Below are 22,566 nucleotides of genomic sequence, written 5' to 3'. Positions count from 1 at the left end.
TTTCTGAGGTAAAATTGAATACGTTTGCATAGTTTAGTTTTGTAATTTTGCAACAAAAAATGTATTAGGCTTTGCCTTAAAGGTAGTTTTGATCCATACTTTACGTAATTATTTTTCAATTTATTAACTAACGATACAGAGGCATGTTATGACAATACGCGTCGGGATCAATGGGTTTGGCAGAATAGGCCGGCTCGTAATGCGCGCAGCAGCGAGCAGACAAGACATTGAAGTAGTTGCGATCAACGATTTGTTGGACCCTGATTACATTGCATACCTACTAAAATACGATTCAACTCATGGTATTTTCAACGCTGATATTAGCATTGATAATGGCCAATTAATTGTAGACGGCACCAAAATTCGTGTGACCGCCGAAAAAGATCCGGCACAACTGAAATGGTCAGACGTTGATGTAGATGTAGTAGTGGAATCAACCGGTCTGTTTTTGACTAAAGAAACGGCCAGTAAGCATATCGAAGCAGGCGCCAAGAAAGTGGTGATGTCTGCGCCTTCAAAAGACGACACCCCAATGTTTGTTATGGGCGTGAACCAGGACAGCTATGCCGGTGAGACCATCGTTTCAAACGCATCGTGCACCACTAACTGTCTGGCTCCTATCGCCAAAGTACTTAACGACAAGTTTGGTATTGTTGATGGTTTAATGACGACAGTGCATGCAACTACTGCAACGCAGAAGACCGTAGACGGCCCGTCGATGAAAGACTGGCGTGGTGGCCGCGGTGCTGGTCAGAATATTATTCCATCGTCTACTGGCGCAGCCAAAGCAGTAGGTAAGGTTATCCCGGCACTGAATGGCAAACTTACCGGTATGGCATTCCGCGTACCAACGCCTAATGTATCAGTGGTAGATCTCACGGTTAACTTAGCCACAGCCACCAGTTATGAAGCCATTTGTGAAGCCATGAAAACCGCTTCTGAAGGCGAATTGAAAGGCATCCTGGGCTACACTGAAGACGCGGTAGTTTCTAACGATTTCGTTGGTGATGCCCGGACCAGTATATTCGATGCCACCGCAGGTATCGCACTTACCGATAAATTCGTTAAGGTCGTTTCCTGGTATGACAACGAATGGGGTTATTCGAATAAAGTCCTGGAACTGGTTGCCCATATCAGTAAGTAGATAAGTTGATTAGATAATTTCTATTATCAAGTTTGAACAAAAGGTGTGATACTGAACTGGTATCTCACCTTTTTTTTTTAATAGCGATATACATACGTTTTTCACAAACCTAACTGTCAATCAGCTTACACTTAAGGTTATTATAAAACCGTCAATAGTTATTTAGCTGGTTAAGGGAATTAGACTCATGAGTGACCCATCTTTAAGAGTTGTCGAAAGGGATAACAATCAGTTTTTGATTATCGAGAACAAGTCTGCAATCTGCCGCATCAGTTTATTCGGCGGCCATGTGTTGTCTTTCATCCCCAAAGCGGATAACCGCGACAGGTTATGGCTCAGTCCGGTTGCAATATTAAATGGTGAACGCGCCATCCGGGGCGGTATTCCACTATGCTGGCCCTGGTTTGGTAACGACCACGGTAGTTCAAAAGATTTACCCTCTCACGGCATTCTGCGTACCCAAAAGTGGACGATTGAAAGCTCAGACAGTGATGACGGCAGGTCCACATCGCTGACCCTCGTACCTGATACCACACAAGGCCAGGGCGTCGCATTCAGTAGCGAGGTAAAGTTGCATCTGGTCATTGGCGAACAACTCACAGTGACGCTGGAAACGATCAACACCTCTTCACACGCTTTTGATTTTAATTGTGCGTTACACAGCTATTTAGCCGTTCAAGATATCCATGAAGCCCAAATCCAGGGATTAACCGGGGAATATAAAGATAAACTTGATAAGGGTGAAGTAAAACAAACCCCCTCGCCTTATACCTTAAGCGGGCAAACGGATCGGATTCATCAGGAGTCGCCAGCAGAACTCCATATCATCGAAAAAGGCCAACAGGTGATTACCATACAATCGGCTAATCACGACAGCATTGTGGTGTGGAACCCCTGGCAAAGTGCAGCGTCTATAACGGATATGGATGCATTTGGCTATAAACACATGCTCTGTGTAGAAACAGCCGTCACCAATGGAATCACTCTGGAGCCAGGCGAAACTCACCGTCTTGTGCAAACTATTATTTGAAGGCATAAAAAAGGGCAGCCCTGACTAGGTACCGCCCTTTTTCTCACTAAGCGAGCTGCTTACTTGATAGCGTTCGCGACCGCTTCTTTGGCCAGTTCGGTAATACGATTCCAGTCACCCGAGTTAATCGCATCATCCGGAGCCAACCATGAACCGCCAACACATCGTACATTTGGCAATGCAAGGTAGTCGTTGTAGTTACCCGGACCAATACCGCCAGTTGGGCAGAATACAGTGTCCGGAAACGGCCCGCTGATAGACTTAATGGCTTTTACACCGCCAGAGGCCTCAGCCGGGAAAAACTTCAGATACGTGTAACCGGCATCTTTGGCTTTCATCAAATCTGAGGTAGACGATATACCAGGAATAAGCGGAATATCAAATTCAAGACCTGCTTTTAGCAAATCATCAGTCATACCCGGACTTATCGCAAACTTAGCGCCGGCTTCAACAACTTGCTTAAGCTGTTGCGCATTGGTCACCGTACCTGCCCCTATGAGGGCATCAGGTACTTCATCAGCAATGCGTTTGATTACGTCCAGTGCAGCGGGAGTACGCAGCGTCACTTCCAGTACTTTTATACCACCGGCCATTAATGCATGGGCCAGAGGTACTGCTTTTTCTACATCTTCAATAACCAGTACCGGAACGACTGGGCCCGCTGCGAAAATATCTGCCGGCGAACTTTTCCAATTTGTCATAAAATCAACTCGCAATCTGTTGTTGTAAATACGCTGATGCACCTAATAAACCATGATCCGGCTCATTAATCAGGTATGTCGGAATGTCTTTAACGTAATGCTTCATACGTCCTTTTGCTTCAAAACTGGCTCTAAAATCACTATCAATCAAAAAGTCGGTGAAGCGTGTGGCAATACCGCCACCAATAAATACACCACCAGTTGTTGCCAGGTTAAGCGCCAGGTTTCCGGCAAAATTACCCATAATGCGACAAAACTGAGTCAGTGCTGCCAGGCAAATAGAACATTTGCCAGCCAACGCCTGCTCAGTTACCTGAGCGGGGTCGGTTACGACAGGCGATTGCCCATCGTGAATTGCCAGGGCGCGGTATATATTTAATAAACCACGACCCGACAACACATCTTCTGCTGATACTCTGTCCAGCTCAGACTGTAGATGCCGCCAAATGACGATATCAGTCTCATCAACCGGCGCAAAGTCAACATGCCCGCCCTCACCATCGAGGGTTTTCCAGCCGCTGGAGGTCAGCATCATATGCTCTACACCCAGGCCTGTGCCAGCACCGAATACCACTTTATTCCCTTGTGGCAGGGCGGTGCCGGGACCGACCTGAATAAGTTGTGACTCAGACAGCACCGGCAGTGAATGGGCGACAGCGGTAAAATCATTAATCACAAACAGATCGGTTAACCCTAACTGTTGTTTTAACGCGCGCTGCGAAAACGACCAGCTGTGATTGGTCATTACCACCTCATCCGCCACAACCGGACAGGCGATGGCAATACACCCCGCACTGAATTGCTCACCGACATCGCTAAAATACCGATGTAACGCTAAATCAATACTGGCGAAGTCTTTGCACAGGTACTTTTTAATATCACTCAGACCCTGCTCAGTGACTTTTGCTACACGAATGTTAGTGCCGCCGACATCTGCGACAAACCGGACACTCATACATTTTGCTCCTGCGTATAAAACAATGTGCAGGCTCCTTCTTCTGCGCCGGAAATCACGCCGCGCATACCGCCAAATAGTTCGCGGCCCATGCCTTCATGTTGCATAGTCAGATCAGCTACAGCCGGAGTACGTTCGGCCAGTGTTGCTTCGTCAACGTGCAGCGTCAGCGCACCGGTTTTGGTATCCAGCTCAATAATGTCGCCCGTTTCAACTTTCGCCAGCAGGCCGCCTAAAAAGGCTTCTGGTGTGACATGGATGGCGGCCGGTACTTTTCCGGATGCGCCGGACATACGGCCATCGGTCACCAGTGCTACGTTGTAGCCACGATCCTGCAGCACACCCAGAGGCGGTGTTAAACGATGCAGTTCAGGCATACCAATCGCAGCAGGCCCCTGGAAGCGTACAACCACAATGCAGTCTTTATCCAGTTCACCAGACTTAAACGCAGCGTCCAGCTGGTATTGATCTTCAAATACCACGGCTGGTGCTTTAATCGTACAATGCGGATTACGCAGAGCAGATGTCTTGATCACGGCCCGGCCCAGGTTACCTGACAACACGTTCAGGCCGCCATCGGGCTTAAAGGGTGCTTCAACACTGGCGAATACTTCAGTGTCGTGGGATTTCACCGGACCATCACGCCAGGTTACTTCACCGTCTTGCAGCGCAGGTTCCTTGGTGTATAAATCCAGCCCTTCACCCACAATGGTTTTCACGTCATTATGGATAAGTCCGGCATCGCGTAACTGTTTGAACAACAGCGCCATACCACCAGCGGCAACGAAATGGTTAATGTCGGCCGAGCCATTCGGATAAATCCGGGTTAACAGCGGTACCGCATTAGACAGTTCTGAGAAGTCATCCCAGTTAACAATAATACCGGCAGCCCGCGCCACGGCGATCAGGTGCATGGTATGGTTAGTTGAGCCACCCGTTGCTAACAGGGCAACAATACCGTTAACGATGGATTTCTCATCAACAATATGGCCAATTGGCGTATAGTTGTCACCCAGCGCTGTTAAGCGGGTTACCTGACGTGAGGCAGCACGCGTTAGTGCATCACGTAATTCAGTGCCCGGATTAACAAATGATGAACCCGGTAAATGCAGCCCCATCATTTCAACCACTAACTGGTTACTGTTTGCGGTTCCGTAAAACGTACAGGTACCGGCAGAGTGATAAGACTGAGATTCAGCCTCAAGCAGCTTATCGCGGCCTACTTTGCCTTCGGCATACTCTTGCCGTACGCGCGCTTTGTCTTTGTTCGGCAAGCCACTTGGCATTGGCCCTGCTGGCACAAATACCGTTGGTAAATGACCAAAGCTAAGAGAGCCAATCAGTAATCCTGGGACAATTTTGTCGCAGATACCGAGCATCATAGCGCCGTCAAACATGTTGTGTGACAATGCTACCGCGGCAGCCTGAGCAATGACATCACGGCTCATCAGGCTCAGTTCCATACCCGGATTACCCTGGGTTACGCCGTCACACATTGCCGGTACACCACCCGCGAACTGAGCAACACTGCCCACTTCCCGGACCGTATCTTTAATAATTTGTGGGTAGGTTTCGTAAGGTTGATGTGCCGACAGCATATCGTTGTACGATGATACGATGGCAATATTTGCTTTGGTCATGCTGCGCAAATCAGATTTGTCATCGGTGTTGCACGCGGCAAAACCATGCGCCAGGTTTCCGCATGACAATACACCACGATGCGGACCCTGCCCCCTTGCGCGCTCAATTTTTGCCAGATAGGCGGCGCGGGATGCTTTGCTGCGCTCAATAATGCGTTGCGTTACTTCGTTTACCTGTGTATTCATAATTGACTCCTACGGTGCCCATTTCAACGTCACTGATGCGGCATTAATGACCGCAACAATTGGCTTTTCAGTGGCCGTTGAATTGGCAACTGCGTCTTCGAGTACCTGACGTTTTTTATCGCCGGTCAGGTGCAAAAATATGTTCCGGCTGGCAACAATAGCCGGCAGCGTTAATGACATACGCTGATGCGGCGCAGTCGTTGGCTGAGTCGCAATACAGACTCTGCCACTATCAAGCTTTAAGCCATCGGCGAGTTGCTCACTGCACGGGAAGAGTGACGCGGTATGGCCATCTTCACCCATGCCCAGTATCAGCACATCAAATGGCTGAGAGACGGCAGAGAGTCGGCCTTCGCAATCAATCACCGCATCGGCGGCATCCGCTTCTGGCGATTTCATTTCGATAAAGCGCGCTGCAGCGGCCTTACCTACCAATAGGTTTTGCTTAACTAAGCGGGTATTGCTGGCATCACTGCTTTCGTCAACCCAACGTTCGTCAACCAGCGAGACATCCACTCTAGACCAATCTAAATCGGCTTCACTCAAGGCTTTAAATAACGGCAGTGGAGTGCGACCGCCACTTACCATAAGGCTGGCGCGACCACGCTCGTCAATGCCCTGCTTCAGCAACGCAACAATTTCTTTGGCAAATTCCTGATTAAGCGCCTCTGCACTTTCATATAATGATTGTGTTAATGGCATAATTACTTTTTCTTTTTTACTTTACTTTCATACCAGCTACGATTTGCACGAGCCAGTAAACCAATCGACGCAACCGGACCCCAGGTACCAGCCTGATAAGGCTCTGGTGGTTCGTTGGTGTTACGCCATGCGGCTAAAATCGAATCAACCCAGGTCCAGGCCTGTTCAATTTCGTCACGTCGTACGAATAACGCCTGATTACCGAGCATAACTTCCAGCAGTAATTTCTCGTAAGCGTCCGGGATGCGATCGTCAGAGAATTCTTCAGAGAAACTCAGGTTCAGTTTCGACTTCTGCAAATCCATCGCGCCTGAACTGGTTAGCCCCGGGACTTTGTTCATTACGGTAATTTCCACACCTTCGTCGGGCTGTAAACGAATAACCAGCTTATTAGGCGGCAAGTCGTTAAAGCTAGCAGTGAACAAATTGTGCGGCTGACGCTTAAAGTAGATAACCACTTCAGACACCTTGGTTGGCAGTCGTTTGCCGGTTCTCAGGTAAAACGGAACACCCGCCCAACGCCAGTTATCTATTTCAGCTTTAATCGCAACGAAGGTTTCTGTTTTACTGACCGTGTTGGCATCGTCTTCCTCAAGGTAGCCAGGCACTTCCTTGCCTTTTACAAAACCAGAGGTGTACTGCCCTCTCACCGTGACATCGTTAACGTTGGTGGCGTTAATCGGGCGCAAGGCTTTAAGGACTTTGAGCTTTTCGTCACGAATGCTGTCTGCGTCCAGGTTCGCCGGAGGCTCCATCGCCACCAGGCTCAGTATCTGCAATAAGTGATTTTGGACCATGTCACGCATCTGGCCTGCGTCGTCAAAGTAACCCCAACGTCCTTCAATACCGACAGATTCAGCAACCGATATTTGCACGTGATCAATACAGTTATGATCCCAGTTGGTCGTAAAAATAGAGTTAGCAAAACGCAATGCAATCAGGTTAAGTACCGTTTCTTTTCCTAAGTAATGGTCGATACGGTAGATCTGCGATTCGCCAAAGTATTCAGCAACCTGCTCATTGATGACTTTGGATGACTCAAGGTCGTGACCGATCGGCTTTTCAAGCACCAGACGAACGCTGGAGTCGATAATATTGCACCCGTGCAAACCGCGGCAAATATCGCCATAGATAGAAGGCGGGGTGGCCAGATAACACACCATGACCCGGTCCGGGTTGACATGAGATTCCAGCGAGCTATAGCTGGCGATCTCTTTCATATCCACTTGTGCGTAAGAAAGTCTGGCTTTGAATGTTTCCCAGGTTGCTTCACAAATGGTCTCACCAGAGAACTCTTCCAGCGACTTTCTGACTTCCTCTACATACTCTTCGTCTGAGAGAGTCTGGCGCGCTACACCTACGATTGTTGTCTCTGCGTGCAACAATCCTGCTTTTTCTAACTGATACATTGAAGGTAACAGTTTGCGTCGAGAAAGGTCACCTTTAGTGCCAAACAACACAAAGTCACAGGCTTCAAAAGAACTATCCATCACCATGAAATCGGCCTTATATCAATTTATTTTAACAGCAACCATTCAACTGGCTGCTATGATGCTATTTGTTATCGTATAGTTAACAACAAATGTAGTAAAATTACAACTTTTGTTTCGTATCTGAATTAAAATCTAATAATACGTGTCAGCCCTTTATAAAAAAGGCACCGCTGGCAGTTTTTAACACAATCTCAAAGGCAAAATAAACCAAAAGTCCCAGGCTTTTTAGCACTAGGTGGCAATTCAACTCAGAGACTGACTTCTTCTGCGTGCCCCAACCGCGGTAAACAGTCTGTTTACCGGCCATCATTGAGCGGGATGACGAGTGCCTCAGCACAGCAAATCCCACCCCCCTAAAATCATACAATATTAATTAATATCAGGGGTTCAGGGCCATATTCAGGCATTCAGGGCGCTTTGATGTTTTATTTCAAAACGTGATACCGCGAATCATGTTAATTAATTACATTTTTCTTGTACGATCTTTCATATTCAGTAGTATAGCGATTGGGAGAACACACTTTTCACACACAGTGTTATAAAAAAATATGAATATCTTAGAAAAAATCACGCAGCACAAATCTGCCTTCAGTAAATCGGAGCGCAAAGTCGCAGAAGTGATCCTGGCAAATCCTCAATCGGCAATTCATTCCAGTATAGCAACTCTGGCCAAAATGTCAGATGTCAGCGAACCCACTGTTAACCGTTTTTGCCGCCGCCTGGACACTAAGGGGTTTCCGGATTTTAAACTGCATCTTGCGCAAAGTCTCGCCAACGGCACACCCTATGTAAACCGTCACGTAGACGAAAACGACAGCCCGGATGAGTACACCAATAAAATATTTGAATCGACCATGGCATCGCTCGAAGTTGCCCGTCAATCGGTATGTGTTAGCACGGTTAATCGCGTCGTTGATTTGCTCACTCAGGCGCAACGCATTTCCTTTTTCGGTTTGGGTGCCTCGGCCTCTGTGGCCCATGATGCGCTGAATAAGTTTTTTCGGTTTAATGTACCGGTCGTCTACTTTGAAGACATTCTTATGCAGCGTATGAGTTGCATGAATTGTGGATCCGGCGATGTGGTCATGTTGTTCTCGCATACCGGCAGAACGAAAAGTCTGGTTGAAATAGCGCAGATCGCCAAAGCCAATGACGCTACAGTTGTCGGCATAACGTCGGCTGACAGTCCACTGGCTAATGAGTGCACCTATGTGCTGTCACTTGAAGTTCCTGAGGACACTGATATGTACATGCCAATGGCCTCGCGCATTGCCCAGTTGACGCTGGTTGATGTACTGGCCACAGGGTTTACTTTACGTCGTGGCAACAAGTTCAGAGAAAACCTGAAACGGGTTAAAGACACCCTGCGCGGCTCTCGTTACGAAAAACGCGAAAGTTAAAAAGCGGTAAAGCTTGTGGTAGTCGGGCCAGTTCGACTGGCCACCGGACATCATTTGTAATACAATTTGGGCGCGTGGAGGTTAACACCACAGACCACCAACGGCGGGCACCCACCCTCCTCGCAATGAACTGAATAACATAGTGTTTCAATTCACTCATCTGGATGTTAGCACTAAAGACAAATTCGCTGTCAGCACAACGCGTTGGCCCTCTTTTTTAAACCATCAGCACTGTGCGTTAACCAACGATGTTTTATATGGACAGGGCCAAGATGAGAAAAAACACCCACTGGCAACTGTTGGCTGTTTTTACTATGCTGATGGTGACAATTGATTAATTAATAAAGAATCTTTAATCAACCATTCACAATTTGGTCAAATTCGTCTAGTATTTTGTAATTAAATTACGAAATAGATTTTCAGCAATATTTAATCACGGGTTGTCCCACTTTAACAATTAACAAGCGATAACACACATGACGAGAAGAACGAAAATTCTGGCTACGCTAGGACCTGCAACAGATACGCAAGAGAAAATAGAAGCCATTCTTGCCGCTGGTGCAAATGTTGTACGAATGAACTTTTCACACGGTCAGGCGCAAGATCATATTGAACGTGCCCAACGGGTTCGTGCTGCAGCCAAGAAGCTGGGTAAATACGTTGCTATCCTAGGTGATTTGCAAGGCCCTAAAATTCGTGTTTCACGATTTGCCAACGACAAAGTCTATCTGAAGATTGGCGACCCTTTTATCCTCGACGCTGAACTCGACCGCGATGCCGGAAATGAACAACAGGTTGGTATCGATTATAAAGCGCTGCCAGACGATGTCAGCAAGGGCGACATCCTGTTGCTTGACGATGGTCGTATTCAACTTGAAGTCACCAGTGTTGAAGGACGTAAAGTACATACCGTTGTGACTGTTGGCGGTAAGTTGTCGAACAATAAAGGCATCAACCGTCTTGGTGGTGGTTTATCGGCTGAAGCCCTTACTGAAAAAGACAAGAAAGATATCCTCACCGCAGCTGAAATCGGTGTCGACTACCTGGCGGTGTCTTTCCCGCGCAGTGGCGCCGACCTTGACTATGCACGTGAGCTGGCAGAGGCGGCAGGCTGTAAGGCCATGATTTGTGCAAAAGTAGAGCGCGCCGAGGCGGTTGCCAGTGATGAAGCCATTGATGACGTCATTCGTGCATCAGATGCCGTTATGGTAGCGCGCGGTGATTTGGGTGTGGAAATTGGCGATGCTGAGCTGGTGGGCGTGCAAAAGAAACTGATTGCCCGTTCGCGTCAACTGAACAAAGTTGTCATTACCGCGACGCAAATGATGGAATCTATGATTGAAAGCCCAATGCCAACCCGGGCTGAAGTTATGGATGTGGCCAACGCTGTTTTAGACGGTACTGATGCAGTCATGCTGTCGGCTGAAACCGCAGCGGGCAGCTACCCGGTTGAGACGGTTAAAGCAATGGCGCGTGTGTGTGAAGGCGCTGAAACGCATTCCAGCATTAAAGTCTCCAAGCACCGCATGGACGAAATGTTTGGTTCTATCAGCGAAACCATTGCCATGTCTGCAGTCTATGCGGCCAATCACCTCCCCGGAGTGAAGGCCATCGTGGGTTTAACCGAGAGCGGTAGTACGCCACGCTTAATGTCACGAATGACCACTCGACTGCCGATCCTGGCGTTGTCACGTCACATCGACACGTTGAATGCCATGGCGTTGTTCCGCAACGTTCAGCCACTGTTTTTCGACTCAAGCAAAAGTGCCGCTGGCGAGCTGCGTAAAGACGTAGTCGCACTGGTAAAGTCACACAAACTTGCTGAACCCGGCGATATTATTATTCTTACTCACGGCGATCGCATGGAAACCATCGGTGCGACCGATGCAATTAAGATCATTGTGGTAGATTAATAAGCTATCAACACGTTAAAAAAGCCGGATAACACTGCAGTGTTATCCGGCTTTTTTATTGGTCAATGAAAAACCATCGCCACAGTCGGTACGCCAAGCGATGCATTGATGCTGCGTGCTGTGCAGATGTACATGACGAAATCAAACACACCTAAAGCACTATCAATGACATCCAGCACCGTCCGCGGAACGACCTGCCGCAGGTGGTTTAACTTGCTCAGGCATAGCTAAACCAACCGAGCTGCAGCGCATTAGCGCGGTTTGCGAACAAATTTCTTTTGAAAGTAAATAATGCTAACGGTAATGGCCACAGCAAAAGGGACAGAAATCATAAACGAGAAGAGGATTAATTGCTCAGGCCCCAGCCCCTGCGCCATTTCCCGAACAAAAAATTCTGTCGCCCCGGCGGCATAAAGGCCGTAAACAGCGGCGGTCATACCTATGATGTGGCGATTCAGCGATATAGACTTGTTGCCAAATAACATGGGATACAACCCAAATGCCAAAAAGAACAACGACACCGGTACCAACAAATGAAACACGCTGGGGCTGCCCTGGTTAAAACCGTATATAAACATTGCCGAACCATTAACCAATAACAACGCCCCGGCAAACGTATAGCCCATGCATTTATGTAATCTCGTCCCCTTCTTGCCTGCAATAACCCAGGCGCCGGTAGCCAGGCCCACAAAAGAGGCAAACACATGGACGCCGCCCACCGTTGTATGAATCCAGTTTGACAGATCGATCACCGCGTTTCTCCCTCGCAAAGAAAGCTCAGGCACGCACAATCGCACACAACAGTGAGTTCGCCTGATTACCGGCCAGGTGCTGTAAACCTGACACTGGCCATTATCTCAAGATACATTTGTCGCTAGCACATAACACGGAGCCGCTGCACTTGGCGCAGCGTCACCGCCATGGCCCGGTATTACTTATTCCCACACAGAAAAATAGTCATCTGGTGCCAGCGCAGGTTTGTTTACCGTATCCTGTGCCGGCGTACCAAGGTATAAAAAGCCGACGATTTCGTCTTCAGGATCAACGCCTAAGCCTTTTTTTACAATGTCGCAATGGGCATATTCGCCGGTACGCCACATGCCCTGAAAGCCCTGGGCTGCCGCAGCCATTTGCATCGCCATTGCAGCACAACTGGCTGATGCAAACTGCTCGATGTTAGGCACCTTTTCGTGCACCTGATAGCGCGTTGTGATCACGATAATCATGGGCGCACGGGTGGGTAACTGGGGAGCGCGTTCAATAACGCGCTCTGGCTTATCGTTATCTATTGCCGACTGCTCAAACAGGCTGCCCAGTTTATCCAGACCTTTGCCCTGACAAATTAGAAACCGCCATGGCTTGAGTGCGCCATGGTCAGGTGCTCGCAGTGCTGCTTGTTTAATATTGTCTAATGCCTCACCACTGGGGGCTGGTGACGTTAAACGTGGCTGTGAGTGTCGGTTAAGCAGTAATTCTAATGCATCCATAAAGCTCTCCTCTTTGCTGCTAATTTACGCATACATTCACAAAAAGACCACCCTTATAGCAACAGAGTTTATGCTTTTTTTAACTCTTCTTTTTGCTCGCTTGTTGCCGCAGCCACTGATGTAAATAATAATCAATACTTACGTAGCGTCCGCCACCAAAACAGAACAACACGAACAACATCACAAAATAGGTTGAGGCAAATTCAATGCCGTTATTGAGTATCACAAAGTTGCCACTGGCTGTCAGCCAGTCAATATGACCATGTTCAGCTAACAGGGATTTGGCAGCAGCGAGTTTTTCCGGCGACGCCATCACCGACTCATTAAGCAACAGCGTGCCATCGGCCAGCCAGCTATTGGCGTCAGCGATTGCCAGCCACCCGTTGTTCCAGTGTACGGTGAACATCGCAACCAGCATTGTAATCATCATGGGTATCGCCACAAGGCGTGTGCCAAGCCCAAACAGTAACAGCCAGGCGCCAAAAAATTCGGTCACGGCTGCCAGTACGGCCATTACCATCGGCAATGGCAAACCCAAACCATAATCAGGGTTGCCAAACCAGTCAGCCGTGCTGTCGAGGTTGGTGAGTTTTTGCCAACCGGCCTGGGCCAAAACAGGCATCAGATATATTCTCAGCAACAGCAACGATATACCGCCCGCTCCTCCCGCTGCTTGGTTAAGCACGGTATTCAGCCTGACAATGAGTGAGACCATTGTTGTTTCCCTTTTAATAAGTGTCTAAAGTGTTAGAACGAGCTCACCGATTAAAACTTTCATATTCATGAGTCGCTTTAAACAGTTAATGCAACGTGGCCAGCCCAAAGTGCGCTATCGCGAGCGGCAGGCGAAGCTCTTGATGACCATGTCTGACGAACAGCATAAAGCCATTGCTAAATTACTCCAGCATTGGCTAAAAGACGATGAACAGCCCGTCACCGCAGTAAAGCGGGCTGATAGAAAATGAAAATCACATTTCATTACAAAATTAGTTCGCGATAATTTGCCGATTAGTTAACATAGGGGTGAATCTTAAAATAGGTAAGTTGTAGGTATGGCCGAAAAAAGTAAAAGTTGGACCAAATCGCTCTTCGTAGGGTTATGGACCGCACTCAATTTTTGTCGAAAGTTATTTTTCAATGTGGTCTTTTTGGTTATTTTCATCGGCATTATCGTTATTGCCAGCCAGGATGAAGAAGGCCCGAAAGTGACACCTGACAGCGCCTTGGTGCTTTCCTTAAATGGTACGCTGGTGATCCAGAAAACCGCCGTAGATCCCTTTACTCAATTTCTCCAGGAAGCGTTGAACGAGCAGCCGGAGAATCCTGAAGTGCTGGTGCGCGACGTGGTCAAAGTGCTCGAAAATGCCAAAGCCGACAAGCGCATTAAAGCCGTCGTGCTTAATTTACAAGGATTACGCGGTGGTGGTTTAAATAAGCTGCGCACTATCACCGACGCCATTGATGACTTTAAAACATCAGAAAAACCTGTCATCGCCATTGGTGATTACTATACGCAATCGCAATACTACATTGCCGCCCATGCCGATAATATCTACCTAAACCCGGTAGGTGGGGTATCAATCGATGGCTACGCCAACTACGGTGTGTACCTCAAGCGGGCGCTGGATAAGCTTAAAGTCAATATGCATATTTTCAGAGTCGGCACCTTTAAGTCGGCTGTAGAGCCTTTTATTCGTGAAGATATGTCTGACGCGGCGAAGGAAATGAACCTGCGCTGGTTAAATCAGTACTGGCAACAGTATAAAACCGACGTGGCGGCGGCCCGTGGTGTCGACATCAATAATTTTGACGAAGATCTGGATGTTATGCTGGCTAACTTTGAACAAGCCGGTGGTGACTCCGCCCAGTACGCCATTCAGAAAGGCTGGGTGGATGCGATAAAAACCCGCGAAGAAGTTCGTCAGGAGATTATCGATCTGGTCGGCGCTGAAGATAACCGTCTGGGCTTTAAATACACCGCATTCCGCGACTATAACAAAGTCATTAATCCGCCTCTGCCCATGGTCGAACCGCTTGGTGATAAAGTGGCCGTTGTTGTCGCCAAAGGCACTATTATGGATGGTGAGCAATCAGCCGGTAATATTGGTGGCAACACCACGGCTGCACTGCTGCGCCAGGCGCGTCTGGATGACTCGGTGAAAGCTGTGGTGTTACAGGTTGACTCACCCGGCGGCAGTGCATCGGCGTCAGAAATCATCCGCCAGGAAGTACTTAACTTACGCCAGGCTGGTAAACCTGTGGTTGCATCAATGAACACCTATGCAGCCTCTGGCGGCTACTGGATTTCTGCCAGCGCCGATAAAATTATTGCCAGCCCAAGTACCATAACAGGCTCAATCGGCGTATTTGCCACCCTACCGACGTTTGAAAATGCGGCCGATTATTTAGGCGTTGATACTGACGGTGTCAGCACTACCGGGATGGCCGGTTTCTCGCCGCTGCGAGGTCTCGATCCGCTGTATGGCAAAATAATACAGCGTAGTATCGAGAGCAAATACCAGGAATTTCTGACCCTGGTCGCCTATGAGCGTGACATGAGTGTCGATGCCGTTGATGAAATTGCTCAGGGCCGGGTTTGGATTGGCACCGACGCGCTGGAACTGGGATTAGTCGACGCCTTAGGTACACTGGATGATGCGGTAAAGACCGCAGCTGAATTAGCCGAAGTCGAAAATTACAAGACCATTTATGTCACGCGTAAGCTTAGCCCTAAAGAACAGTTCTGGAGAGAGTTCTTTGGCCAGGCGGTGATCTATGCAATAAAAATGAACATTGCGCAACCCGATGGCGTGTTAGCCGACATCATGCGCGAAACAATGGCGCAGGTAGACATGTTGGCGTCGTTTAACGATCCGCAGCATATGTATACGCTGTGCTTAAGCTGTCGGGTTGCGGATAGCCGTTGATCGACTCAGCCGACAAAGCGTTATTATCGCAACGCCTCGGTGAACTCTACACCGAGGCGAATGCGTATTTTAAACGACACTTTCCCCTGCCAGAACTCACATACCGGCGCAGCGGTCGCCACGCCGGCACGGCGTTTCTGCAGCAAAATCGCATAAACCTTAATCCGGTGTTGTTGCAGCATAACCGCGACGCCTTTATTGGTGACGTACTTCCTCATGAAGTGAGTCACTTGCTGGTCTTTCAGTTATTTGGTCGGGTGAAACCCCACGGCAAGGAATGGCAGAGCGTTATGCGTGAGGTGTTTAAGTGTGCGCCTGAAACGCGCCACGATTTTGATTTATCGCCACTCAAATTGCGCACCGCCGACTATGAATGTGCCTGCGGACCCATTGCCCTGAGTATCAGGCGCCACAATGCGGTGTTGCGCGGCCAAAAACAATATATTTGCAGGCAATGCAGACAGCAACTAAAACCGGCGGGTTAAACCTTAGCAGGAACAACTAAACTAGCATCGCTTTATCGGTGTGCACTCACGCTTTACCGGCGCCGCTCAGCATTCATAAATGTTAAAACCACTGCTGTGTAAAGGCCTTATCGAGATCGTCAAAGGCAGTTTTTAACAGACGCGCTAATTCGCGGTAGCGAGGTTTGTGCTGCGGGTTTTGTACTGCACACCCCTGTGCCCGCATTGAGGTAAGGATCTCCTGATACCAGCTGCGTAATTGAGGCGGAAGCGTCTCATTGGAACGCTTGCCTAACCATAACAACCCTTGCATCGGCATGCTCAAAAAGAATGCACCTATTGCTAGCGCCTGGGGTAAGTACTCGGTGCCAAAGGTATTAAGCATGGTTGCACAGGCCAGTACTGCGGCTGGCGGCATAAACTTCACCGCGAAGCGAGTAGCAGCGACCACCCGACAATCCGGAAACAGTGAATACAACTCGCGTCGCAGCGGCCAGGTTTTCATATATTCCTGACCATCCCTGAGAATGGTGGGTACTGACTGGGCCATGTTACACCTCGTTCAAAATTACCGGCCGTTGGCCTGTGAGCGACATCTCATAAATGACGCCTTCTGTGTTTACTAAGAATAGTCTGTAATCGCAGTTTTGCGATAATTAATCTATTGGTATACGACTAATACCGGTAATAATATCACAGCCAAGTATTGAAAGTACCTGAATCGGCCGCACAATGGTTAACATCAAACTAATTGTTAATGCGTAGATAGGTTTACCTGGTTAATAAATTTCTGCGCAGCGGATGTTAATCTCATCAGATATTCGATCCTCTGATAAACAAAAACTGATATCCTAACGTATTAACGAACCACTTAAGACGTACCGGTCCCTAACTGCTGCGACCGGAGCAAAATTGGAGAACAACATGGCAGAAAGCAGACACGTTCGTCTACTCATTCTTGGCTCTGGCCCGGCAGGTTATACTGCGGCTGTTTATGCGGCCCGGGCTAACCTGGCCCCTACCCTTATTACAGGTATGCAACAGGGTGGACAGCTTACCACTACCACCGAAGTTGAAAACTGGCCTGGCGACCCGGAAGGCCTGACAGGTCCGGATTTAATGGTACGCATGCAGCAGCACGCTGAGAAGTTTAATACTGAAATAATTTTTGATCACATTAATAAGACCGATCTGAGTAAGCGCCCGTTTACCCTGCATGGCGATAACGGCACCTACACCTGTGATGCCCTGATTATTGCAACCGGCGCGTCAGCGAAATACCTTGGTCTGCCTTCTGAGCAAGCCTTTATGGGTAAAGGTGTGTCTGCCTGTGCAACCTGTGACGGTTTCTTTTACCGCAATCAAAAAGTAGCCGTTATTGGCGGCGGTAACACTGCCGTGGAAGAAGCATTATATTTGTCTAACATTGCCTCTGAGGTGCATGTTATACATCGCCGCGATTCATTCCGCAGCGAAAAAATCCTCGCTGACAGACTTCGTGACAAAGCCGAAAACGGTAATGTGGTATTGCACCTTAACCGCACGCTCGATGAAGTGCTTGGCGATGAAATGGGCGTTACCGGTGTGCGCATCAAAGCAACCGATTCTGATGTCACCGAGGAACTCGACGTAATGGGCTTGTTTGTCGCCATTGGCCACAAACCCAATACCGACATTTTTGCCGGTGAATTAGACATGAAAGACGGCTACATTACGGTTAACAGCGGTACCCAGGGTAACGCTACTCAAACCAGCGTACCGGGCGTATTTGCGGCCGGCGATGTGTCAGACCACATCTATCGTCAGGCGATCACCTCTGCCGGCACAGGCTGTATGGCGGCGCTCGATGCAGAGCGCTTCCTCGACGCCCTGGAGTAAATCATTGCGGCGGGTCGGACCGGCCCGCCGATCAAACTGAGTATTACTCATGTTAACCTTGCCATTTCTTGACAATGACAGCCCTTTTCCGCCTCCCCATATTGCCTTAGAGGATCCCAACGGACTGCTCGCCTACGGTGCGGACTTATCTCCCGGCAGACTCTTAAGCGCCTACTCACAGGGCATTTTTCCATGGTTTAGCGACGGTGAACCCATATTGTGGTGGAGCCCCACCCCGCGGGCAATTATCGAACTCGACAACTTTCATATCAGCGGCAGCTTAAAAAAGCTGATCCGACAGCAACGCTACCGGGTTACCCTCAACCATGCCTTTGCCAGCGTAATTGACCAGTGCGCGCACATTCCACGCCTGCAGTATGGCCAGACATCCACCTGGATCACCAAAGAGATGATCGCGGCCTATCAGGCCCTGCATGACCTGGGCCTGGCCCATTCAGTGGAAGTATGGGATAACAACGAGCTTGTCGGCGGCCTCTATGGTGTAGCCGTCGGTAAGGTGTTTTGCGGTGAGTCTATGTTTCATTGCCGGCCCAATACGTCAAAGCTGGCGCTGGCGTTTTTAGTGCAGCACATGCAGCAACACAATGGCGCCTTTATTGATTGCCAGATGCCTACTGAGCACTTATCGAGCCTGGGAGCAAGCAGCATATCCAGAGACGCATTTATCGCCAGGCTTAGTGAAAATAATCAGACCCTTGATCGGGAAGGCTATATCTGTTCAGATTACAGTAGTACCTGGCAAGCAAACGAACTCTGTCCACCATGAAATTTGGCATCACCCGACCCTTCGATTGTAGTTATCTGCCCGACCGGCAAGAGCAGTTATTGGTGTATGTCGACGAAACCAACACCACGGCGGTGAATTATCCGCAGCTAATTCAGGCTGGTTTCAGACGCAGTGGTGAGCAAATTTACCGCCCGCACTGCGCCAGCTGCTCCGCCTGCCAATCCATACGATTACCCGTGGCTGAATTTACCCCCAGCCGCAGCCAGCGTCGTTTACTAAATAAAAACAAACACTTTCGTACCACCACCGCAGACACCATCAACGCTGCGTATTACCCGCTCTATGAAAAGTATATTTCACAGCGCCATGCTGATGGCACCATGTATCCGCCCAGCGAGGAGCAGTTTTTAAGTTTTTTACAATGTGAGTGGAACACGCCGCTGTTTATCGAAGCCTACGATGGCGATACCCTTATTGCGGTGGCGGTTACCGATAAAATCGATAGTCTGATTAATGGCGGCGGGTTTTCTGCGATGTATACCTTTTTTGATCCGGACTACACGGAAGCGTCGCTGGGTACCTGGATGATCCTGCAGCAAATCTATCACACCCAACAGCAAGGCCGGCAGTACCTCTATCTGGGGTACCAGATTGATGCCTGCGCTAAAATGAACTACAAGAATCGTTTTTACCCCCACGAGCGTTATTTCGATTACGAGTGGCATCGCTACGATAAGTAATAGCGGTTAAGGTGCGCCTCATCGCAAATGCGTTGCTAACTGTTCATTGAACCATCAATCTGCAGTGATATTGCCCGGTATATGGATAAAAGGCTATTTAACGCTTTACAACTATCAGTGAATTGGTTAATGTCTGCGCGGCGAAAAATTTGACTAATTGAGGTTATTGCTTTAGATGGCGAAAGAAGATTGTATAGAAATGGAAGGTACGGTATTAGATACCCTGCCAAATACCATGTTCCGAGTAGAATTAGAAAACGGTCACGTTGTGACAGCGCATATTTCAGGAAAAATGCGTAAAAACTATATCCGCATTCTGACCGGCGACAAAGTGACTGTAGAAATGACACCTTATGACCTGACTAAAGGTCGTATTGTTTATCGCGCGCGCTAATTAACTACGCGGAAATCCGCCAGCTTACGCGATAATGTGTTAAGCATAAAAAACCCGGGTAGCTTAGGCTACCCGGGTTTTTTAATGAGCTTTGATTAGTCCGTTATCAAGGCAGACTAGTCAGATGACTCTGCAGCCGAGGCCACGGTATCTTCCGAGTTGTACTCAAATACCAGCTTATCGTCTTGCAGGTCAATGCGTACATCACCACCTTTGCTTAACTTGCCAAACAGTAGCTCATTAGCCAGTTCTTTTTTCAGTGACTCCTGAATCACTCGTGCCATAGGGCGCGCGCCCATAGACTTGTCGTAGCCTTTTTCGGCCAGGTGGGCACGAGCCGCCGGGGACACTTCGAGTGATACGCCTTTGGTATCCAGCTGGGCCTGCAGTTCAATAATAAACTTATCGACCACCTGCAAAATAACGTCGCTGTCGAGGTGATTAAACCAGATTATCGAGTCAAGGCGGTTTCTGAACTCCGGTGAAAATACCTTGTTGATCTCTGCCCGCGCATCGTGACTGTGATCCTGTTGTTTAAACCCAATCGACGTGCGGGTGGTTTCCTGCACGCCGGCATTGGTTGTCATCACCAGTACCACGTTACGAAAATCAACCTTACGGCCGTTGTTGTCGGTCAGCGTACCGTGATCCATCACCTGCAACAAAATGTTGTAAATGTCGCTGTGGGCCTTTTCAATTTCATCAAGCAGCACTACCGAATACGGATGCTTTATAACGGCATCGGTGAGCAAGCCACCCTGATCAAAACCTACATAGCCAGGAGGAGCACCAATTAAACGGCTCACAGCGTGGCGTTCCATGTACTCAGACATATCGAAACGCACCAACTCCACGCCCATTATTTTGGCCAGTTGTTGGGTTACCTCAGTTTTACCTACCCCTGTTGGACCGGCAAATAAGAAGTTACCGATAGGCTTTTGTTCGCTGCCAAGGCCTGCGCGCGACAGGTGAATCGCATCAGAGAGCGTTTCAATGGCTTTATCCTGGCCAAACACCACCATTTTAAGGTTACGGCCGAGGTTTTTAAGCACTTCTTTGTCAGAGGCTGATACCGACTTCTCCGGGATCCGCGCCATTTTTGCGATGATTTGCTCAATCTCGCCGACATTGATCACTTTTTTGCGTTTTGACTGTGGCAGTAAACGCTGGCTGGCACCGGCTTCATCCATCACGTCAATGGCTTTATCAGGCAAATGCCGTTCATTGATATACTTAGCCGACAGTTCGGCAGCCGCCGCTAACGCTTTTTGCGTAAAGCGCACACTGTGATGCTCTTCGTAGCGCGACTTTAATCCCTGCAAAATTTTGGTTGTATCGGTCACACTCGGCTCTGCAACATCCACTTTCTGGAAGCGCCGTGCTAACGCGCGGTCTTTTTCGAAAATGCCCTGGTATTCCTGATACGTGGTGGAGCCAATACAGCGCAACTCACCTGAACTCAGTTTGGGTTTGAGCAGGTTTGAGGCATCCATAACGCCGCCAGAAGCCGCGCCAGCACCAATAATGGTGTGGATTTCATCAATAAATAAAATGGCGTTTTGATCTTTAGCCAGTTCTTTCAAAATGCCCTTTAAGCGTTTCTCAAAATCACCGCGATACTTGGTACCAGCCAGCAAGCCGCCCAGATCAAGGGAATAAACCGTGCACTCACTGATCACATCGGGGACTTGTTCTTCAACAATGCGATAAGCCAGCCCTTCGGCGATGGCAGTTTTACCCACACCGGCTTCGCCTACTAATAACGGGTTATTCTTGCGGCGACGGCATAAAATCTGAATTGTGCGCTCTAATTCGCTGTCACGACCTATCAGCGGGTCAATTTTACCCTCTTGCGCCTGACGGTTAAGGTTGGTCGCGTACTTAGATAGCGCCGACCCGGCTTCCTCACCCTCGCCGAGCTCTTCGCTGGCTTCGTTGGCTTCCGGCTCTTCATCGTCAGACTTACTCACACCGTGGCTGATATAATTCACCACATCAAGACGCGTTACGTCTGATTTCTTTAAAATATAAACGGCCTGGCTTTCCTGCTCGCTAAAAATGGCCACAAGTACATTGGCCCCGGTGACTTCTTCTTTGCCCGAGGACTGCACGTGGAATACTGCGCGTTGCAGTACGCGCTGAAAACCCAGCGTCGGCTGCGTCTCACGCTCGCTCGCCTGGTCATCCAGAATTAACGGTGTGGTGTCTTTCACAAACTCCACCAGCTCACCACGGATATTATCAATGTCTGCGCCACAAGCTTTGAGGGCTTCCTGAGCAGCATCATTGTCTAACAAGGCAAGCAGCAGGTGTTCGACCGTCATAAACTCATGACGATGCTCCCTGGCAAATACAAAAGCCTCGTTCAGCGTCTGCTCTAGTTCTTTGTTCAGCATAAAATTTGCCCCTTATTAAGTTTACGACTCACGCCTGTTCCATTGTGCACATCAACGGGTGTTGATGTTTGCGGGCATATTGATTGACCTGCATGACTTTTGTCTCTGCTATTTCAGCAGTATAAATGCCACACACTGCTTTGCCCCGGTAGTGCACGGTCAGCATAAGTTGGTTTGCTTTCTCAGCATCCATCTGGAAAAATCGCAACAGAATCTCTACTACAAAATCCATTGGCGTGTAGTCATCGTTGTTCAATAAGACCTTATACATCGGAGGCGGTTCAGTTTTTTGCCGTTCCTTCTCGAGTAGGCGTTCTTTATCGATACTAATGGCGTTACCTTTACTCATAATTTAATCATAGTGCGTC

22 protein-coding genes are annotated in these 22,566 nt (G+C 48.6%); 11 read left to right on the top strand and 11 right to left on the bottom strand.

Annotated features, from left to right (window positions below; all coding sequences use genetic code 11):
- Positions 1 to 148 precede the first annotated feature (148 nt).
- The gene (gene gap, locus OIK42_RS08855) at positions 149 to 1,144 is read left to right on the top strand and encodes a type I glyceraldehyde-3-phosphate dehydrogenase (protein WP_273639837.1); all 996 of its coding nucleotides are present in this window, start codon (positions 149 to 151) and stop codon (positions 1,142 to 1,144) included.
- 187 nt (positions 1,145 to 1,331) lie between these two features.
- Entirely contained in the window at positions 1,332 to 2,174 is an 843-nt protein-coding gene (locus OIK42_RS08850; RefSeq protein WP_273639835.1) for a D-hexose-6-phosphate mutarotase, read from the top strand.
- A 59-nt stretch (positions 2,175 to 2,233) separates the two neighbouring features.
- On the opposite strand, the gene OIK42_RS08845 is transcribed toward OIK42_RS08850, so the two are convergent.
- From OIK42_RS08845 to zwf, 5 genes are read right to left on the bottom strand one after another with little or no spacing between them, the layout of a single operon-like run.
- The gene (locus tag OIK42_RS08845; RefSeq protein ID WP_273639834.1) at positions 2,234 to 2,875 is read right to left on the bottom strand and encodes a bifunctional 4-hydroxy-2-oxoglutarate aldolase/2-dehydro-3-deoxy-phosphogluconate aldolase; all 642 of its coding nucleotides are present in this window, start codon (positions 2,873 to 2,875) and stop codon (positions 2,234 to 2,236) included.
- A 4-nt stretch (positions 2,876 to 2,879) separates the two neighbouring features.
- The gene (gene glk / locus OIK42_RS08840) at positions 2,880 to 3,830 is read right to left on the bottom strand and encodes a glucokinase (protein ID WP_273639832.1); all 951 of its coding nucleotides are present in this window, start codon (positions 3,828 to 3,830) and stop codon (positions 2,880 to 2,882) included.
- A complete protein-coding gene (edd, locus tag OIK42_RS08835; RefSeq protein WP_273639830.1) occupies positions 3,827 to 5,656 on the bottom strand; it encodes a phosphogluconate dehydratase in 1,830 nt (609 codons plus the stop codon). Before edd ends, glk begins: the two co-directional genes overlap by 4 nt.
- Positions 5,657 to 5,665: 9 nt before the next feature.
- Positions 5,666 to 6,358 (bottom strand): 6-phosphogluconolactonase, encoded by a 693-nt coding sequence (pgl, locus tag OIK42_RS08830; RefSeq protein ID WP_273639828.1) that lies wholly within the window; start codon positions 6,356 to 6,358, stop codon positions 5,666 to 5,668.
- A gap of 2 nt (positions 6,359 to 6,360) precedes the next feature.
- Positions 6,361 to 7,854 carry a glucose-6-phosphate dehydrogenase gene (zwf, locus tag OIK42_RS08825; RefSeq protein ID WP_273639826.1) on the bottom strand — a complete coding sequence of 498 codons (1,494 nt, stop codon included), beginning with the start codon at positions 7,852 to 7,854 and terminating at the stop codon, positions 6,361 to 6,363.
- Positions 7,855 to 8,399: 545 nt separating this feature from the next.
- On the opposite strand from zwf, the gene OIK42_RS08820 reads away from it, so the two are divergent.
- Complete coding sequence (locus OIK42_RS08820; protein WP_273639824.1) at positions 8,400 to 9,251, top strand: MurR/RpiR family transcriptional regulator; 852 nt, start codon at positions 8,400 to 8,402, stop codon at positions 9,249 to 9,251.
- A gap of 476 nt (positions 9,252 to 9,727) precedes the next feature.
- Positions 9,728 to 11,164, top strand: coding sequence for a pyruvate kinase (gene pyk, locus OIK42_RS08815; protein ID WP_273639822.1), 1,437 nt, complete (start codon positions 9,728 to 9,730; stop codon positions 11,162 to 11,164).
- A 251-nt stretch (positions 11,165 to 11,415) separates the two neighbouring features.
- Here pyk and OIK42_RS08810 read toward each other — a convergent pair whose 3' ends face one another.
- The 3 genes from OIK42_RS08810 to OIK42_RS08800 all read right to left on the bottom strand — a co-directional run bounded on the left by OIK42_RS08810 (position 11,416) and on the right by OIK42_RS08800 (position 13,366).
- Positions 11,416 to 11,916, bottom strand: coding sequence for a DUF2306 domain-containing protein (locus OIK42_RS08810; protein WP_273639821.1), 501 nt, complete (start codon positions 11,914 to 11,916; stop codon positions 11,416 to 11,418).
- 183 nt (positions 11,917 to 12,099) lie between these two features.
- Entirely contained in the window at positions 12,100 to 12,651 is a 552-nt protein-coding gene (locus tag OIK42_RS08805) for an NAD(P)H nitroreductase (RefSeq protein WP_273639819.1), read from the bottom strand.
- Between the two features lie 79 nt (positions 12,652 to 12,730).
- Positions 12,731 to 13,366: an HvfX family Cu-binding RiPP maturation protein gene (locus OIK42_RS08800; RefSeq protein WP_273639818.1), complete on the bottom strand. Its 636-nt coding sequence runs from the start codon at positions 13,364 to 13,366 to the stop codon at positions 12,731 to 12,733.
- Positions 13,367 to 13,433: 67 nt separating this feature from the next.
- Here OIK42_RS08800 and OIK42_RS08795 point away from each other — a divergent pair, with 67 nt between their 5' ends.
- The 3 genes from OIK42_RS08795 (at position 13,434) to OIK42_RS08785 (ending at position 16,063) form a co-directional block, all read left to right on the top strand.
- Positions 13,434 to 13,616 carry a hypothetical protein gene (locus OIK42_RS08795; RefSeq protein ID WP_273639817.1) on the top strand — a complete coding sequence of 61 codons (183 nt, stop codon included), beginning with the start codon at positions 13,434 to 13,436 and terminating at the stop codon, positions 13,614 to 13,616.
- Positions 13,617 to 13,703: 87 nt separating this feature from the next.
- Positions 13,704 to 15,578 carry a signal peptide peptidase SppA gene (sppA, locus tag OIK42_RS08790; protein ID WP_273639816.1) on the top strand — a complete coding sequence of 625 codons (1,875 nt, stop codon included), beginning with the start codon at positions 13,704 to 13,706 and terminating at the stop codon, positions 15,576 to 15,578.
- On the top strand, positions 15,575 to 16,063 hold the full coding sequence (locus tag OIK42_RS08785) for a SprT family zinc-dependent metalloprotease (protein ID WP_273639814.1): 489 nt from the start codon (positions 15,575 to 15,577) through the stop codon (positions 16,061 to 16,063). The genes sppA and OIK42_RS08785 overlap by 4 nt, the downstream gene beginning before the upstream one ends.
- Positions 16,064 to 16,145: 82 nt before the next feature.
- On the opposite strand, the gene yfbV is transcribed toward OIK42_RS08785, so the two are convergent.
- The gene (gene yfbV / locus OIK42_RS08780; protein ID WP_273639812.1) at positions 16,146 to 16,592 is read right to left on the bottom strand and encodes a terminus macrodomain insulation protein YfbV; all 447 of its coding nucleotides are present in this window, start codon (positions 16,590 to 16,592) and stop codon (positions 16,146 to 16,148) included.
- 374 nt (positions 16,593 to 16,966) lie between these two features.
- On the opposite strand from yfbV, the gene trxB reads away from it, so the two are divergent.
- The 4 genes from trxB (at position 16,967) to infA (ending at position 19,802) form a co-directional block, all read left to right on the top strand.
- The gene (trxB, locus tag OIK42_RS08775; RefSeq protein ID WP_273639810.1) at positions 16,967 to 17,920 is read left to right on the top strand and encodes a thioredoxin-disulfide reductase; all 954 of its coding nucleotides are present in this window, start codon (positions 16,967 to 16,969) and stop codon (positions 17,918 to 17,920) included.
- 49 nt (positions 17,921 to 17,969) lie between these two features.
- Positions 17,970 to 18,707: a leucyl/phenylalanyl-tRNA--protein transferase gene (gene aat / locus OIK42_RS08770; RefSeq protein WP_273639808.1), complete on the top strand. Its 738-nt coding sequence runs from the start codon at positions 17,970 to 17,972 to the stop codon at positions 18,705 to 18,707.
- Positions 18,704 to 19,408 (top strand): arginyltransferase, encoded by a 705-nt coding sequence (locus OIK42_RS08765; RefSeq protein ID WP_273639806.1) that lies wholly within the window; start codon positions 18,704 to 18,706, stop codon positions 19,406 to 19,408. Before aat ends, OIK42_RS08765 begins: the two co-directional genes overlap by 4 nt.
- A gap of 175 nt (positions 19,409 to 19,583) precedes the next feature.
- Entirely contained in the window at positions 19,584 to 19,802 is a 219-nt protein-coding gene (gene infA, locus OIK42_RS08760; protein WP_014949333.1) for a translation initiation factor IF-1, read from the top strand.
- Positions 19,803 to 19,918: 116 nt separating this feature from the next.
- Here the strand turns inward: infA and clpA are convergent, their stop codons facing one another.
- Together clpA and clpS are read right to left on the bottom strand one after the other, a co-directional pair.
- The gene (clpA, locus tag OIK42_RS08755) at positions 19,919 to 22,198 is read right to left on the bottom strand and encodes an ATP-dependent Clp protease ATP-binding subunit ClpA (protein ID WP_273639785.1); all 2,280 of its coding nucleotides are present in this window, start codon (positions 22,196 to 22,198) and stop codon (positions 19,919 to 19,921) included.
- A 28-nt stretch (positions 22,199 to 22,226) separates the two neighbouring features.
- On the bottom strand, positions 22,227 to 22,547 hold the full coding sequence (gene clpS / locus OIK42_RS08750; protein ID WP_273639784.1) for an ATP-dependent Clp protease adapter ClpS: 321 nt from the start codon (positions 22,545 to 22,547) through the stop codon (positions 22,227 to 22,229).
- Between the last annotated feature and the right edge of the window lie 19 nt (positions 22,548 to 22,566).

The organism is Alteromonas gilva, assembly GCF_028595265.1.
GTDB lineage: Bacteria > Pseudomonadota > Gammaproteobacteria > Enterobacterales > Alteromonadaceae > Alteromonas > Alteromonas gilva.
The sequence above is the reverse complement of the archived record's forward strand: the minus strand, read 5'-3'. Positions and strand labels throughout refer to the sequence as shown.